14 protein-coding genes are annotated in these 14958 nt (G+C 66.0%); 1 reads left to right on the top strand and 13 read right to left on the bottom strand.

Annotated features, from left to right (window positions below; genetic code table 11):
• Positions 1-2: 2 nt before the first annotated feature.
• From J7U46_RS19480 to J7U46_RS19435, 10 genes are all read right to left on the bottom strand, one after another.
• Positions 3-1211, bottom strand: coding sequence for an efflux RND transporter periplasmic adaptor subunit (locus J7U46_RS19480; protein ID WP_282828854.1), 1209 nt, complete (start codon positions 1209-1211; stop codon positions 3-5).
• A gap of 12 nt (positions 1212-1223) precedes the next feature.
• Positions 1224-2432: a TolC family protein gene (locus J7U46_RS19475; protein ID WP_282828853.1), complete on the bottom strand. Its 1209-nt coding sequence runs from the start codon at positions 2430-2432 to the stop codon at positions 1224-1226.
• 69 nt (positions 2433-2501) lie between these two features.
• Positions 2502-2858, bottom strand: coding sequence for a cation efflux protein, CzcI family (czcI, locus tag J7U46_RS19470; RefSeq protein WP_282828852.1), 357 nt, complete (start codon positions 2856-2858; stop codon positions 2502-2504).
• 435 nt (positions 2859-3293) lie between these two features.
• Entirely contained in the window at positions 3294-6431 is a 3138-nt protein-coding gene (locus tag J7U46_RS19465) for an efflux RND transporter permease subunit (RefSeq protein ID WP_282828851.1), read from the bottom strand.
• Positions 6428-7918: an efflux RND transporter periplasmic adaptor subunit gene (locus J7U46_RS19460; protein WP_282828850.1), complete on the bottom strand. Its 1491-nt coding sequence runs from the start codon at positions 7916-7918 to the stop codon at positions 6428-6430. Before J7U46_RS19460 ends, J7U46_RS19465 begins: the two co-directional genes overlap by 4 nt.
• 3 nt (positions 7919-7921) lie before the next feature.
• Positions 7922-9193: a TolC family protein gene (locus tag J7U46_RS19455; protein ID WP_282828849.1), complete on the bottom strand. Its 1272-nt coding sequence runs from the start codon at positions 9191-9193 to the stop codon at positions 7922-7924.
• A gap of 67 nt (positions 9194-9260) precedes the next feature.
• The gene (locus J7U46_RS19450; RefSeq protein WP_282828848.1) at positions 9261-9668 is read right to left on the bottom strand and encodes a hypothetical protein; all 408 of its coding nucleotides are present in this window, start codon (positions 9666-9668) and stop codon (positions 9261-9263) included.
• A gap of 63 nt (positions 9669-9731) precedes the next feature.
• The gene (locus J7U46_RS19445; RefSeq protein WP_282828846.1) at positions 9732-9980 is read right to left on the bottom strand and encodes a DUF2789 domain-containing protein; all 249 of its coding nucleotides are present in this window, start codon (positions 9978-9980) and stop codon (positions 9732-9734) included.
• 53 nt (positions 9981-10033) lie between these two features.
• A complete protein-coding gene (locus J7U46_RS19440) occupies positions 10034-10552 on the bottom strand; it encodes an SRPBCC family protein (protein ID WP_282828845.1) in 519 nt (172 codons plus the stop codon).
• Positions 10553-10557: 5 nt separating this feature from the next.
• A complete protein-coding gene (locus tag J7U46_RS19435) occupies positions 10558-12891 on the bottom strand; it encodes a copper-translocating P-type ATPase (protein WP_282828843.1) in 2334 nt (777 codons plus the stop codon).
• A 255-nt stretch (positions 12892-13146) separates the two neighbouring features.
• On the opposite strand from J7U46_RS19435, the gene J7U46_RS19430 reads away from it, so the two are divergent.
• Entirely contained in the window at positions 13147-13419 is a 273-nt protein-coding gene (locus tag J7U46_RS19430) for a hypothetical protein (protein WP_282828841.1), read from the top strand.
• Here J7U46_RS19430 and J7U46_RS19425 read toward each other — a convergent pair.
• Genes J7U46_RS19425 through J7U46_RS19415 form a run of 3 tightly spaced genes read right to left on the bottom strand, consistent with a single transcriptional unit; the run spans position 13413 to position 14956 of the window.
• The gene (locus J7U46_RS19425) at positions 13413-14024 is read right to left on the bottom strand and encodes a VTT domain-containing protein (RefSeq protein ID WP_282828839.1); all 612 of its coding nucleotides are present in this window, start codon (positions 14022-14024) and stop codon (positions 13413-13415) included. The two genes, J7U46_RS19430 and J7U46_RS19425, sit on opposite strands and share 7 nt — an antisense overlap.
• A 39-nt stretch (positions 14025-14063) precedes the next feature.
• Positions 14064-14714 (bottom strand): isoprenylcysteine carboxylmethyltransferase family protein, encoded by a 651-nt coding sequence (locus tag J7U46_RS19420; RefSeq protein WP_282828837.1) that lies wholly within the window; start codon positions 14712-14714, stop codon positions 14064-14066.
• Complete coding sequence (locus J7U46_RS19415; protein ID WP_282828835.1) at positions 14711-14956, bottom strand: DUF2933 domain-containing protein; 246 nt, start codon at positions 14954-14956, stop codon at positions 14711-14713. Before J7U46_RS19415 ends, J7U46_RS19420 begins: the two co-directional genes overlap by 4 nt.
• Positions 14957-14958 lie beyond the last annotated feature (2 nt).

The raw sequence follows: 14958 nt of genomic DNA, 5'->3' as shown, positions 1-14958 counted from the left end.
CCTCAGTGACCGTGCTCGGCGCTGGCCTTGCCGAGCTCCGATTTGAGGATGTAGGAATTGCTGGTGGCGACCTTGTCACCAGCCTTGAGCCCCTGCAGGATCTCAACCCACTTGCCATCCGACCGTCCGGTCTTCACCGTGACGAGCTCGAAACCGTTCGGCACCACCTTGAAGACCGTGCTTTGGTTGTCGATGCTCTGAATTGCTTCGGCCGGCACTGCGATAGGCACTTGCTGCTCAGCACCGAGCGCACTGACCGTCACGAACAGGCCTGGTCGCCAAGCTCCTTGCGGATTGGCCAAGGTCACGCGTGCACGGGCGGTGCGGGTCTGCTCGCCGAGCAGCGAGCCCACATAGGAAATCGTGCCTTGCACTTTTCCTTCAAAGGCAGAGGAAGAAACGATGACCTTTTGTCCCACGCGCACGACGGCCAGGTCCTTGGGTGCCACGGCGAACTCGGCCCAGACAGAGTTCAGGTCGGAGATCGTGAAGATGCTGGCATCCTCTTTGACGGACTCGCCTCTTGAGAGGTGCTTCTCAACCACCGTTCCATCGAACGGGGCTTTGACTTCCAGGCGATTGAGTCCTGTGCTGGCCACACTAGCTCCGATGGCGGCCAGCTTCTGGCGCGCGTTGTCGACAGCGATATTGGCCTCGCGCAGTGCCGTCTGAGCCTGCAGGTAGTCCTGCTCGGCCGAGATCTTCTCTTGCCACAGCTTCTTCTCGCGCTCGTACGTCGCCTGAGCCGCCTCTTGGCGACGTTGGGCCGTCAAGAGTTCGCTGCGTTGCTCCGACAGCGAGGTACTGGCGATCACGGCCAGGACCTGGCCGCCACGGACCTGCTGCCCCAGATTGGCGATGACAGATTCGGCCACGCCACCAAGGCGCGGAACGACGTGAGCTGTCCGGTCTTCGTTGAAGCGGATTTCGCCACTGAAGTCGTTGGCAGCTTGGAGGTCGCCGCCGCCGGCGACGGCGACGACGATGCCCGCCGTCTTTTGCTGTTCGGCGGAGAGCTTCACGACGCGCTCTTCGTCATGGCCGCCTTTGGCTTCGCCATGGGATTTCTCTTCGCCTTCGTGGGAGTCCGCGTGTTCGGCTTGGGGCGCGGTACTGCTGCCGCGGCCGCTCCAGAGGACGGCGCCGCCGCCCACAAGGCCGGCCACGACAACCGCGACCATGGTGAGTTTTTGATTCTTGGTGATATTCATTTGGGTTGCCTCTTAGCGGCCCGTAATGCGGTCAATGGCGGCAGCAGCTTGATGGGCGCCAGCCAGGGTGTTCAGGTAGCGGGTACGTGCCTGCAGCAAGGAGCGCTGGGCATCGATGACCTCAAGGAAGCCAAACTTGCCGGCGTCAAAGCCCTTGCTGGCAGCCTCGTAGGCTTCCTGGGCGGACGGCAGCACGGTGTCCTGCAAGGTCTTCAGAGAAGCACTCGTCACCGTCAGGCGATTCGATGCTTCCTGCAGCTCGCCGAGCAGCCGCAGGCGCGTCATCTGCAACTCATCCTTGGCCTTCTCCGCTCGGCGGGAAGCCTCAAGAATGGCGCCCTGGTTGCGGTCAAAGAACGGCAACGGGATGGAGAAGCCCAGGACGGCTTGATTGCGCCCGGTCGAAGCGTCGCGCTTGCCACCCATGCTGAGGGTCAGATCAGGTACCGCCTTGCTGCGCTCGATGTCGACCAACGCTTTGCGTCGTTCAGCTTCGAGGCTGCCAATGATGAGCATCGGCGAGCTCTCCAGCAGCGACACCAGCTCTGCAAACATGGGCCGACCCGGCAACGCGTTGGCGTCACCTTGCACCTCGTCGAATGCGGGAGCGCTGTCGCCAAGGGTGGTGGCCAGGCTGAAGCGAAGCGTCTGCAGCTCTGACTTGGCCTCCGCCCATTCGAGCTGCGCGTTGGCCTGGTCGACCTTGGCGCGCGTCTCCTCGACGGGTGAAGCCTTGCCTGCAATGACACGCTTGCCGACGGCGTCGGTGGCGCGAGCCGCAATGCCTGCTGAGCTGCCTGCCAGCTTTGCGCGCTCCTGGGCAACCAGGACGTCAAAGAAGGCCGCGATGACACGGGCTCGCACTTCCGCACGAACGTTGTCCAGCTCGGCTGATGCGAGGCTGGCGGCGCGTTCTGCGGCGGTGATGCGAGCGGTGCGCTTGCCACCGAGCTCAATGGGCACATCGACCGTGACCGTGGTGGTCCGCGTGTTGTTGCGAACGTCCTCGACCGTGGTGCTCAGTTCTGGATTGCGCCAGGTGCGGGCTTGGCGCGTTGCACCTTCGGTCGCTTCGACCTCTTTGGTCGCAGCCGCAATGGCAGGGTTTCGGGAAAGTGCCTGATCGAGCGCGCGCTCAAGCGTGAGGGTGGTTTGCGCCCAGAGGGGAACAGGGCTGAGCAATGCTGCCGCCAGCCCGAACGGCAATAGAAGTTTTCTCATCGAATCTCATCGGTTGGAACCTTGGGATTCGGCGAGACGGAACAAAGGGGAGTTCAGACGTCTCGCCGACTAGGCGAGACGGGACCATTTAGGGCGTTCAGGCGCACGCTGTGGCGCTGATGGATGGCCTAGGTCACCTAGGTGCACCGGCACTTGTGCGAGCACCTGGATCGGCGAGACGGGATTCAGTTCGGGCAGCATGCCACCGGGGGAGGCATGGCAGAAGTTGCAGTCGGCGTCGATCTGCAGCTTCAGTGAGGCCTTCTTGGCAGCATCTTGCTTGGCAGCTTCATGGACATGGGTGTGATGCCCGAAGTGCTTGGCCGTCACGACGCTGGTCTCATGCTGGCAATAGGTTGCGGCCACTCCCCAGGCAAGCTGGAGTGGCAACAGCACAGCAATAAGAATGGCGATGAGACGCTTCATTGGGTCCGGATTATCCCTAGGTCCGGGATTTTGGCAATCAAGGCCTTTGGAGCTATCTGGGCAAGATGTCGCGCTTGGAGCTAGTGGGTCTTAGCTATGAGCCCCAGGAGGCCGGAGGGCATCTTTGGTCTGCGTGAGTGCGTATTTCGGTGACGCCGCGCACTAAGTTCAGCAAGGTGGGCAAGGGCTTGAAGGACCGCTCCTCAGCGCTAGCTGTCAGCGACATGCAGCGCAGTGGATGACTGCAACCAGCCTGGTCCTGCCGTTCACATAGTGGCAGGCAGGTCCGCAGCGATTGCAGCCACTAGACCTACTTGGATCAGTGACTCCTCTTGCCCCAAGCGGTCATGGGTGCCATTCACGCCGATGGCGCCAAGGCCAATCGATCTCGTCAAGCACGAAGGCCAGCAATGCCCCCTCCGGAACAAACCTTCGTCAAGAATCCGACTTGGCCTCGCGCCTGGCCCGTCTCAGCAAGAACGCCGCCGGAATCAAGAACAGCGACAGCAGCGGCGCACTGACCATCCCGCCCAGCATCGGCGCGGCGATCCGGCTCATCACCTCGATGCCCGTGCCGCTGCCCCAGACGATGGGCACCAGGCCCGCCAGGATCACGGCCACGGTCATGGCCTTGGGTCGTACTCGCAGCACAGCCCCTTCACGGATGGCATCCAACAGCACGTCCTTGCTCAACAACTCGCCCGGAGCAAGCCGCGCCTCCAGCGCGTGTCGCAGGTAGATCAGCATCACCACGCCGAACTCCGCCGATACGCCGGCCAGCGCGATGAAGCCGACGCCGGTCGCGATCGACAGATTCATCCCCATCAGGTAGAGGAACCAGATGCCGCCGGTCAGCGCGAACGGCAAGGTCGCCATGATGAGCACGGCCTCGTCCAGGCGCTTGAACGTGAGGTACAGCAGCACGAAGATGATGAGCAGCGTGGCCGGCACGACCACCTTCAACCGGGCGTTGGCGCGCTCCAGGTATTCGAACTGCCCCGAGTAGGCGACGCTGGCCCCGGGCTCCAGTCGGACCGACTTCGCGACCGCCGCGCGCAGATCATGGGCCACGGCCGCCATGTCCCGGCCGCGCACGTCGACGTAGACCCAGCCCGAGGGCCGCGCGTTCTCGCTCTTCAGCATCGGCGGGCCCATGGTCAGGACCACTTCGGCCACGGTGCCCAGCGTGATCCGCTGCCCCATCGGGGTGAGGATGGGTAGCTGGGTCAGCCGCTCCGGAGAATCCCGCCATTCGCGCGGGTAGCGCAAGCTGATGGGATAGCGCGCCAGGCCCTCCACCGTCTCGCCAATGTTCTCGCCACCGATGGCGCCAGCCACGATAGCCTGCACATCAGCCACGTTGAGACCGTAGCGCCCCGCGGCCACTCGGTCGATGCGCACGTCGACATAGCGCCCGCCGGTCAGCCGCTCGGCCAGAGCCGACGACACACCAGGCACCGTCTTGGCCACCTGCTCGATGGCCGTGGCCATGCGGTCGATCGCCGGTAGGTCGGCTCCGGTCACCTTGACGCCGATGGGGCTCTTGATGCCGGTGGCCAGCATGTCCACGCGATTGCGGATCGGCGGGATCCAGATGTTGGCCAGGCCGGGGATTTTCACCGCGCGGTCCAGTTCCTCGACCAGCTTTTCCGGCGTCATGCCGGCGCGCCACTGCTCGCGTGGCTTCAGCTTGACGGTCGTCTCGAACATCTCCAGCGGTGCCGGATCGGTGGCGGTCTCGGCGCGGCCGGCCTTTCCGAACACGCGCTCGACCTCGGGCACGGTGCGGATCATCCGGTTGCTGAGCTGCAGCAATTCAGAGGCGCGCTGGGCCGACAGGCCCGGCAAGGCCGTGGGCATGTAGAGCAGGTCGCCTTCGTCGATATTGGGCAGGAACTCGCCGCCGAGGTGCATCAAGGGCCAGGCCGTCGTCGCCAGCACCACTACGGCGATGCCGAGCGTGGCCTTGGGCCAGCGCAGCACCCATTCGAGCGCAGGCCGGTAGACGGCGATCAGCGCGCGGGTGAGCGGGTTCTTCTGCTCGTCGGGGATGCGTCCGCGTATCCAGTAGCCCATCAGCACCGGGATCAGCGTGATCGACAGCCCGGCCGCCGCCGCCATGGCGTAGGTCTTGGTGAAGGCCAGCGGACCGAACAGCCGCCCCTCCTGCGCCTCCAGCGTGAACACCGGGATGAAGGACAGCGTGATGACCAGCAGCGAGAAGAACAGCGCCGGCCCGACCTCCTCGGCCGCCTCGGTGATGACCTGCCAGCGCTCGGCGCCCACGAGGTCCTTTCCGGGGTTGGCATGCTGCCAGTGCTCCAGCTTCTTGTGCGCGTTCTCGATCATGACGACTGCGGCGTCGACCATCGCGCCGATCGCGATCGCAATGCCACCCAGCGACATCATGTTCGCGTTGATGCCCTGGTAGCGCATCACGACGAAGGCCGCCAGCACACCCAGCGGCAGCGAGATGATGGCAACCAAGGCCGAGCGCAGGTGCCAGAGGAAGACCACGCAGACCAGGGCCACGACGATGAACTCCTCGCCCAGCTTGTGGGTGAGGTTGTCGACGGCCCGCTCGATCAGCGCGCTGCGGTCGTAGGCGGTGACGATCTCGACGCCCTTGGGCAGGCTGGCCTGCAATTCGCCCAGGCGTTTCTTCACCGCAGCGATGGTTTCCTGGGCGTTCTTGCCCGAGCGCAGGATGACGACACCGCCGGCCACCTCGCCCTCGCCGTCCAGCTCGGCGATGCCGCGTCGCATCTCGGGGCCGACCTGGACCGTCGCCAGGTCGCCCAGCCGCACCGGAACGCCGGCGCGCACCACCACCGGCACGGCACGGAAATCGGCCAGCGTCTTCAGGTAGCCGCTGGCGCGCACCATGTACTCGGCGCCGGCGAGCTCCAATACCGAGCCGCCAGCCTCCTGGTTCGCGGCCATCAGCGCGTCGCGCACCTGGGTCTGGGTCACACCGAGAGACGCCAGCCGGGTCGGATCCAGCACCACTTGGTACTGCTTGACCATGCCGCCGACACTGGCCACCTCCGCCACGTTGGGCAGGCTCTTCAGCTCGAACTTCAGGAACCAGTCCTGCAGCGAACGCAGCTGGGCCAGGTCGGTCTTGCCGCTTCGATCCACCAGCGCGTACTGGAAGATCCAGCCCACGCCGGTGGCATCCGGGCCCAGCGCCGATTTGGCGCTGGCCGGCAGGCGCCCCTGCACCTGGTTCAGGTACTCCAGCACCCGCGAGCGCGCCCAGTACAGGTCGGTACCGTCCTCGAACAGCACGTAGATGAAGGAGTCCCCGAAGAAGGAGAAGCCGCGTACCGTCTTGGCGCCAGGCACGGACTGCATGGTCGTGGCCAGCGGATAGGTGACCTGGTTCTCGACGATCTGCGGGGCCTGGCCGGGATAGCTGGTGCGGATGATGACCTGCACGTCCGACAAGTCCGGCAAGGCATCGATCGGCGTGCTGCGCACGGCCCAGAGCCCGCCGGCCAGCAGCATCACGGTGGCAAGAAGGACCAGGAAGCGGTTCGCGACGGACCAGCGGATCAGGCGCGCAATCATGGCCGCGCTCCCGACGCAGCACCGACAGCAACCGGTTCGACGGCCACGATCAGGTAGTCATCTCCCTGCTTGGTAAAGCTGAATCGGACGGTTTGCCCCACCTTCAGTTCGGGCAACAGGCCGGGGTTGGCCAGCTTGAATCCCATCGTCATAGCCGGCCAGCGCAAGTCAGGAATGGCCTCATGCGACAGCGTTAACTCGCCTCGCCCGATCTCCGTGATGCGGCCCTTGGCGTTGTAGGTCGCCGCGTGTCCGTCATGTTCTCGCGGTATGGACGAGGCCTGCGTCGATGGTGGCACGACACCTCGCAGGCTGGCCTCGGAATCGATCAGGAACTGTGCCGAGGCCACGATCTCCTGCCCGGCTTCCAGGCCGCTGGTGACGACCAGCACATCGTCCACCTCCCGGCCCAACTGCACTTCGACCGGACGGAACCGTCCCGGCGACTCGACCACATAGGCCACGGCACGACGGCCGGTGCGGATCACCGACTCGCTGGGCACCAGCAACTCCGATTGCCTGGGCCCCTGCAGGCTGGCCTGGCCCGACATGCCGGCCTTCAGGCGCAGCCCCCGATTGGGCAGCTCAAGCCTCACTTTCAGCGTCCGTGTCTCGCCGCTAGCCTCGGGCAGCACGGCGGCCACGCGCGCCTTGAAGACTTCAGCGCCAAAGGCAGCCAGTCGCAGCTCGGCCACCTGGCCGGGTGCCACGGCGCCAGCCTGTGCCTCAGGCACTGCGACATCGAACCACATGGTGGCCAGGCCGTTGAGCCGAGCCAGGCTCATGCCCGGGGACACCGTCATGCCTTGCCGGACCATCAGCTCCGCGATCAGGCCGCCTAGCGGCGCCACGACGGTGTGCCGGCCCTGCGCCTGGCCGCTGCGCTCCACCTCGGCCACCACCGTCTCGGGCATGCCAAGCAGCAGCAGGCGCTGGCGCGACGCCGCGCTCAGCGCGGCATCGCCCAGCGCCCGAACCGCCAGGTATTCGCGCTGGGCGGCGACCCACTCGGGCAGCAGGAGGTCGACCAAGGGGGCTCCGGCGGCGATGACATCGCCAGGTGCACGGGCATAGACTTTCTCGACAAAGCCGCCGCTGCGCGCCTGGACGATGCTGACCTCGCGCTCATTCAACTGCAGCGTGCCCAGGGCCTCCACATGCAGGACGAGATCGCGTCTTTCCACCTTGGCGGTGCGCACGCCCAAGGACTGCACAGTCCTTGGAGCCACGCTGATGGCCGCGCCGGCGGCATCGGCCTCGTCGGCGTACCTGGGCTGTAGCTGCATGTCCATGTAGGGTGACTTGCCCGGCTTGTCGAATTTCTGCCCGGGTGTCATGGGGTCGTACCAGTACAGCACTTTGCGTTCCGTGGCCGCTGCGGCCTGTGGCTGCGTCGCCGGTGCCGGCGTCCAGCGCGCGACAGACCATCCCATTCCGACGCCAAGAGCCAACAGGCTCAGCGCCAGGGTCAATGTCTTGCTGTTCATTGTTCACTCCTCCGACAGCGAATTCAGGCGCACCCGCAGCAGCGACTGCTGCGACTGCAGGTCGATCCGGCGCAGGCGCAACTCCAGCAGCTGCGCACGCGCGGCGAGCACGCTTCCCAGGTCCGACTTGCCAGACTCGTAGCTGCTCATGGCCAAGGCAAGCCGCTCTCGTGCGAGCAGCAGGCCGTCCGATTCCAAGCGAGCGATCTGGCGTGCGAGCGACTGCTGCTCCGCCAGCTCATCCTCGAGCTCCTGACGATGCCGTCGCTCGACCTCTTCTCGCTCCAGAGCCACGCGCTCGGCCTCGCGCTGCTTGGCCGCAATGCCCGGCTGCTGGCGTCGGTCCTTCTGCCACGGCAGGTCGAAGCTGAGCTGGAACGAGACCATGTCGCCCCATTGCCGCCCGCGACGGCTGTAGGCGACTTCCCAGGACCAGTCGCCGCGAGACTCCGCCTGGGCCTCGCGCAACTCGCCGCGAGCCATCGCCTGCATCGCGGGGTACGGCGCCAGCTCGGCATGCGAGTGCAAGCGCGCACGCAGCTCGTCGGCCGATAGCAGCGGCAGCGGCGCGTCGCCTTCCAGCGCCTCTTCGGCCTGCGGGCCTATCAGTCGCCGCAGTGCAGCCCGGGCCTTGTCCGCATCGCGTTGCAGCTCGTCCAGCCGGTCGGCCAGGCCCAGCGCTTCCTGGCGTGCCATCAGCAGGTCAGCCGCACCGGCCGTCCCGCCGGCAATGCGGGCGGGCAAGGTCTGCTGCAGTCGCTGGTTTTCCGTGACCAGGTCTTGCAAGACAGCCCGTCGCTGCTCAACGGCCTGGACGCCAACCCAGGCCGTTCCCAGGGCCTGCCGAACCTGCAGGCGTTGCACGACAAGCATGGCCCGCTCCCGCTCGATGCGGGCCTGGGCTGTCTCTGCCTGGGCAGCACGCTTGGCGCTGTTGGGGACCTCCTGCATCAGCGCGATGCGCTGCATGGTCATGAAGTCGCGGCTCAGGCTCCAGCGGTCCATGCCGCTGGTCGGCAAGTTCTCGACGCCCACCGACAGTCGCGGATCCGGCAGCGATCCCGCGGCGCCTTGCAAGGCCGACGCGCTGTCGACATTGGCCTGCTGGGCGCGCAAGGCGGGATGCTGGCGCTCGGCAATGGCGAGCGCTTCGGTGTAGCTTAGGGCGGAGGCCGGGCCGGCAAGGCTGGCGCCCGCAAGCAGGCACAGCAGCCCGCGGGCGAGGCCCGTGAGTCCCGGGCGTGGATGCCCGCGGCCAGAAGAAAGGGTATGCATGGTGATCCTCGAAATCAAGACTGAAACGAAGGCCGCCGCGCCCATGCGCGGCGGCCATTCGCTCAGCTCAATTCCTGAGGATCAGCAGTGAAAGGTAAAGCGGCGGCGCGCCCGGCGGCTGAGCCTGTGCGCCTGCTGGCCTGGACACCTGCAGTGCAGGCAGAGTCGGCTCTACAGGCTCGACGAAGCCGAGCATCAAGGTCAGCGCTGCAGGGTTTGGCTGCAGGTCGGGTGCGGTGGCCGCCCCCATGCTCTGGGCATCCTTGACGCAATGGGCCTTGCAGAGCTGAGGCTGCTGCTGATCCATCTGGGAGGACATGGCTTCGCAGCCCGGCATCGCCATGGCCATGGCCGACTGCTGCAACTCCTTCACCAACTGCGGACAGGCGTACGCCGCCGTGGCCAGCTGCATGAACAGCAGGGCCAGCAGGACGCCGGACGAGATCCAGCGGCGCAGGCGTTTGGTAAGCAGCATGGTTTCAAGGATACGCGCGGACCTTGCAGCAGACTTGCTTCAAGTCAATGCGCACGCAAAAGCCTAGCGGATCGCCCAGGTCTGACGCAAGGCCAGGTTCAGCTGATCGATGACTTCGGCCCAATCCGCGTCGTCCAGCAGTTCTTCCTTCAGCATGCTGGACTGCGCTGCGGTCCAGAACGGAGCCTCGGCCAGAGCGATGTGCGGAGCCAAGGGCGCATGCGTCTGCAGAAATTCGGCGATCCCGGCCTCACTCGTCGGCAGACCCAGCTGCTTGAACAGCTCGGAGAATTTGTGGTGCGGCTTTTCCATCGTTCAAGCTCCATGTAGGCAAGGTAATCAGTCAACGGCAGCTATGCCAAGCATCACGCGATGTGGGGGAGTTCGACATCTGCCCGTGTTCCGAAGCGTGCTGCCGCATCGCCGATCATGCGGTCGACGCACCAGCGGGCATAGGCCGGTCCAAGCCAGCGCGCCAGCCACGCCATCGCGCCGGATTCCGGCAGCGAGTAGTCGATCGAGATCCTGGCACGTGTACACGTGTTTCTGGGACGCAGATCGAAACCCATTCGGTACGCGGTCAGCAGAATCAGCCTCGGCGTGCCTACCGTCTGCCAGGTTTTGCGCTTGGGCACCTGCCGCTCGATCACCCGCTCTTCAGCGGTCAATGCCAGGCCCAGGAACCGTCCTCGCAGGCGCATCAGACTGCCCGGCGACCGGCCGCCCGCTGCATCGAGTTCGATGCTCATCCTGCCACCGCCCATCATCAGTGAGCGCCTGGACATGTGGCCGACCAGCCTCATGGGGTCATCGAGAAAGGCAAACACGGCATCGGTCGGAGCTGCCAGCACCGCTTCTGCCTGGTAATGCGCGCCGTAGTTCACGCCACCTAGCCCCGGCGCAGGCGAAGCGCATTGGTGATGACCGACGCCGAGCTGAGGCTCATTGCCAGCGCCGCAATCATTGGCGACAGCAGCCAACCGGTGATGGGGTACAGCAGGCCAGCGGCGATGGGGATGCCCAGGGCGTTGTAGACGAAGGCGAACATCAGGTTCTGTTTCATGTTCGCGACCGTCGCCTCGGACAAGGCACGCGCCGTCGAAATGCCGCGCAGATCACCCTTCACCAGCGTGACCTGGGCGCTGTTCATGGCCACGTCGGTGCCCGTGCCCATGGCGACGCCGACGTCGGCCTTGGCCAGGGCCGGCGCATCGTTGATGCCGTCGCCGGCCATGGCAACGATGCGGCCCTCGGCCTGCAGGCGCGACACCAGGGCCAGCTTGTCGGCCGGCTTCACCTCGCCATGCACTTCATTGATGCCCAGCCGTGCACCGACCGCCTTGGCTGTCGTCAGCCCGTCGCCAGTCGCCATGACGATGCGCAGCCCCGCAGCTCGCAGCGCAGCCAGTGCCTCCGGCGTGCTGGCCTTGACCGGATCGCAAACGGCCAGCAGCCCGAGCAGTTGCCCGTCGGCCGCCAGGTGCATCACGCTGGCCCCTTCGGCCCTGAGTGCCTCCGCCTGCGGCAGGAGCACGTCGACGGCGATGCCCAGTTGCTCCATCAGAGCCGTGTTGCCCAAGGCGAGCTTTCGCCCTTCGACAACGCCACGAACGCCGATGCCGGTGCCGGACTCGAAGGCCTCGGGCTTGGTCGGCACCAAGCCGCGCTCGCGCGCCGCCTTGACGATGGCTTCGGCCAGCGGATGCTCGCTGCCCTGATCCAGACTGGCCGCCAGGCGCAGCAGTTCGGCCTCGTCGACGCCGGGCGCCGGGACCAGACTATCGAAGACCGGCCGGCCCTCGGTCAGCGTGCCGGTCTTGTCGATGATGAGCGCATCGACCTTGCGCAGGTTCTCGATGGCTGACGCATCGCGGAACAGCACGCCGCTGGTGGCGCCACGCCCGGTCGCCACCATGATGGACATCGGCGTGGCCAGACCCAGCGCGCAGGGGCACGCAATGATGAGAACCGCCACCGCATTGACCAGGCCGTAGACCCAGCTGGGCTCGGGACCGAGCAAGCCCCAAGCCAGCAAGGTCAGCGCTGCGATACCCACGACGGCGACGACAAAGTAGCCCGCCACCTGGTCGGCCATGCGCTGCATCGGCGCCCGCGAGCGCTGCGCCTGGGCCACCATCTGCACGATCTGCGCCAGCATGGTCGCCGATCCCACACGCTCGGAGCGCATCACGAGTGCACCATTCGTGTTCATCGTCGCGCCGATCAGCTTGTCGCCCGGCGACTTGACGACGGGCACCGGTTCGCCGGTCAGCATGGCCTCGTCCACCGCACTGCGGCCTTCGACGACGACGCCGTCCACCGGCACCTTCTCACCTGGACGAACCCGCAGCAGATCGCCCACATGCACATGGGACAGCGGAATGTCGCTTTCCACGCCCTGCTCGTCGATGCGCCTGGCCGTCTTGGGCGCCAGGCCCAGCAGCGACTTGATGGCCGCCGAGGTCTGCGAACGCGCCTTCAATTCGAGGATCTGGCCCAGCAGCGTCAGCGAGATGATGACCGCCGCGGCCTCGAAGTACACCGCCACCCGACCCATGGCCTGGAAGGAGGCCGGAAAGGCCTGGGGCATCACCGTCGCGACGACGCTGTAGATGAAGGCGGCACCCGTGCCCAGCGCTATCAGCGTCCACATGTTCGGGCTTCGGTTGAGCACGGACTGCCAGCCCCGCTGGAAGAAGGGCCAGCCCGCCCACAAGGCGATCGGCAGCGTCAGCGCCAGTTCGATCCAGCTCTGGGTCGCCATCTCGAACCACTGCAGGCGATGGCCAACCATGGCCAGCAGGGTGACGACCAGGGTCAGCGGCAGCGTCCACCAGAAGCGCCGCTGGAAGTCGGCAAGCTCGGGGTTCTCCTCTTCTTCCAACTCGGGCAGCAGCGGCTCCAGCGTCATGCCGCATTTCGGACAATTGCCGGGATGGTCCTGCCGGATCTCCGGGTGCATGGGGCAGGTGTAGATCGCGGTAGCGGCTCGAGCTGCCGACGCTGGAGCCGCAGCATCCTTGGCCGGCGCCACGGCATCAGCCGGATGATGGTGGTGATGCTGATGGCTCGCATGACTGGGTGGCGCAGCCGCGTCGACAGGCACCAGGTGCATGCCACAGATCGGGCATTGGCCCGCGTGATCCTGCCGGATCTCCGGATGCATGGGGCAGGTGTAGATCACCGGACTGGCCGGCCCTGGGTGCTGGTGCTCGTTCTTCATGGGGTTCCCTGTGGTGGCGCGTCCGCCGACGGGTGGATCGAGAGCTTCAGTCTCGACCTTGCCACGATGGCAAGGTCAAGCCTGTCGTAGCCGGGCATCCGACCCATCGCCCAGTATCCGGGTCAGATGGCCGTTGGCCCAGCAGCTCTTCGCGCCCCCTTGATCCGTATCAACGCTGTTCATCCGGTGCCTGCCTAAGCTGAGCATCAAGTCGGCCTTCGACCCGTATCACCCACAACTTCCAGGAGTAGCGACATGCGCAATTTGGCAGTTCTTGTATCACTGACCGCCCTCGCTCTGGGCTGCACCGCAGCCATGGCGCAGGACCGGGCGGCATCGGTCGCACCCGCAGCATCGGCACCGACGGAATGCGCCAAGATGAAGCGGCACGACCATGGGGCCGAGCGCGGCTTGCCCAGCGCAGCGAACGCGCCCTGCGCGCCTGCTGCTGCGTCGGCGGCTTCTGCTCTGGTCAAGGCCAAGGCCAAACCGCTGCATGACCACGCAAAGGTGCACAAGAATCAGTGAGTCCGGCCGGTTGAGAACGGCTTGTCGGACTGCGCGCCCGCGCCACGCGCAAGCATGGCGCGCAGGGCCTCGACATGCCGCCATCCGGTACGCAGTGCCCGCTCCGGGAAGCATGATGTCATCCAGGCATAGGCCAGGTATTTCAGGAGCTTGCCCAGCCACAGCGCGAGCATCACCTCGACGACCGGCAGGCGGGTGATGCCGGCGAACATCAAGGCCGGAGTCAGCGGGAGCGGCGTCACCGCGATGACGAACAGGGCCGGCACGCCATAGGCCCCGAGCCAGCGCGTCGCGTCGTGCCAGGCCGACGAGCGAAGCACATCGGGATAGCGCTCGAACAGCAGCGCCCAGCCCAGGTGATGGAAGGCCAGGTAGAGCAGCCCGGCGCCCAATGCGGCGCCGAGGCTGGAACTGATCGCCACGGCGAGCCAGCGTCGCGGCACCATCAGCACCGCGGCCATCAGCAGGCTTGCAAACGGCACCGTCATCGACAAGGTCGCAAGCGCAGCAATGCCACCAACCACGGTGGGAAACATGCGGCTGTCCGCCCTGCCGAGCAAGGAGCGCAGCAGGCGGGATTCGACAACGCCGCGCAGCATCTGCATGTCCGCAGTCCGGCTGCCTGGGCCAGTGGCACCGGGGGCTCAGGCGGCCGCAGAGGCCCCGCGCCGCGCCGGAATGAAGCGTGGCGTGCGGGCGGCGTAGCGCCGATAGGCGTCTCCGAACTGCTGCTCCATTTCCCGCTCCTCGGTGATGGCCAAGCGGCCGTACATCACGAGCAGGATCGGGAACATGGCCAGCGTCAGCAGCGTCGGCCATTGCGCCAGGAAGCCCAGCAGTATCAGCACGAAGGCCACGTACTGCGGATGGCGGATCCGTGCATAGGGGCCGACGGTCGCCAGGCTGTGGCGGCGCTGCGCGTGATACAGCACATGCCAGGCACTGGACAGCAGCCAGAAGCCACCGCCCAGGAGGATGTAGCTGGCAATGTGCAGCGGGCCGAAGTGCGGATCGCCCTTCTCGCCGAGCAGCGTAGCCCAGAGGTGGCCGCTGTTGTGCGACAGCAGGTCCAGGCCGGGGTAGCGCGTCTGCAGCCAGCCCGACAGCAGGTAGATCGTCAGCGGGAAGCCGTACATCTCGACGAACAGCGCGACGATGAAGGCAGCGAAGGCGCTGAAGCTGCGCCAGTCGCGCGCCGTCTGCGGCTTGAAGAAGCTGAACGCGAACATCAGGAAGACGGCCGAATTCAGGATGACCAGGGACCAGAGTCCATAGGCGGGCACATCGTGCGTCATGGCTGCCTCCTTTCGTCGTCGCGATCATTGCCGTGCTGATGATGGCCACCGCCGTGATGGTGGCCGTGGTGCATGAAAACATGCATCAGCGGGCAGGCCAGCAGAATGACGTAGGGGAGGAAGCCGAGCAGGTGCGCGCGGTGCTCTTCCCAGAGGAACCATCCCGCGACGCCGGCGAGGACGATCCATCCGATGCCAAAGCGGGAGCGCCAGAACGGCGCGTGTTGATGGTCGTGTTCCATGG

Origin of the sequence: Pelomonas sp. V22 (assembly GCF_030014915.1) — a bacterium.
Lineage (GTDB): Bacteria > Pseudomonadota > Gammaproteobacteria > Burkholderiales > Burkholderiaceae_C > JAUASW01.
The sequence above is the reverse complement of the archived record's forward strand: the minus strand, read 5'-3'. Positions and strand labels throughout refer to the sequence as shown.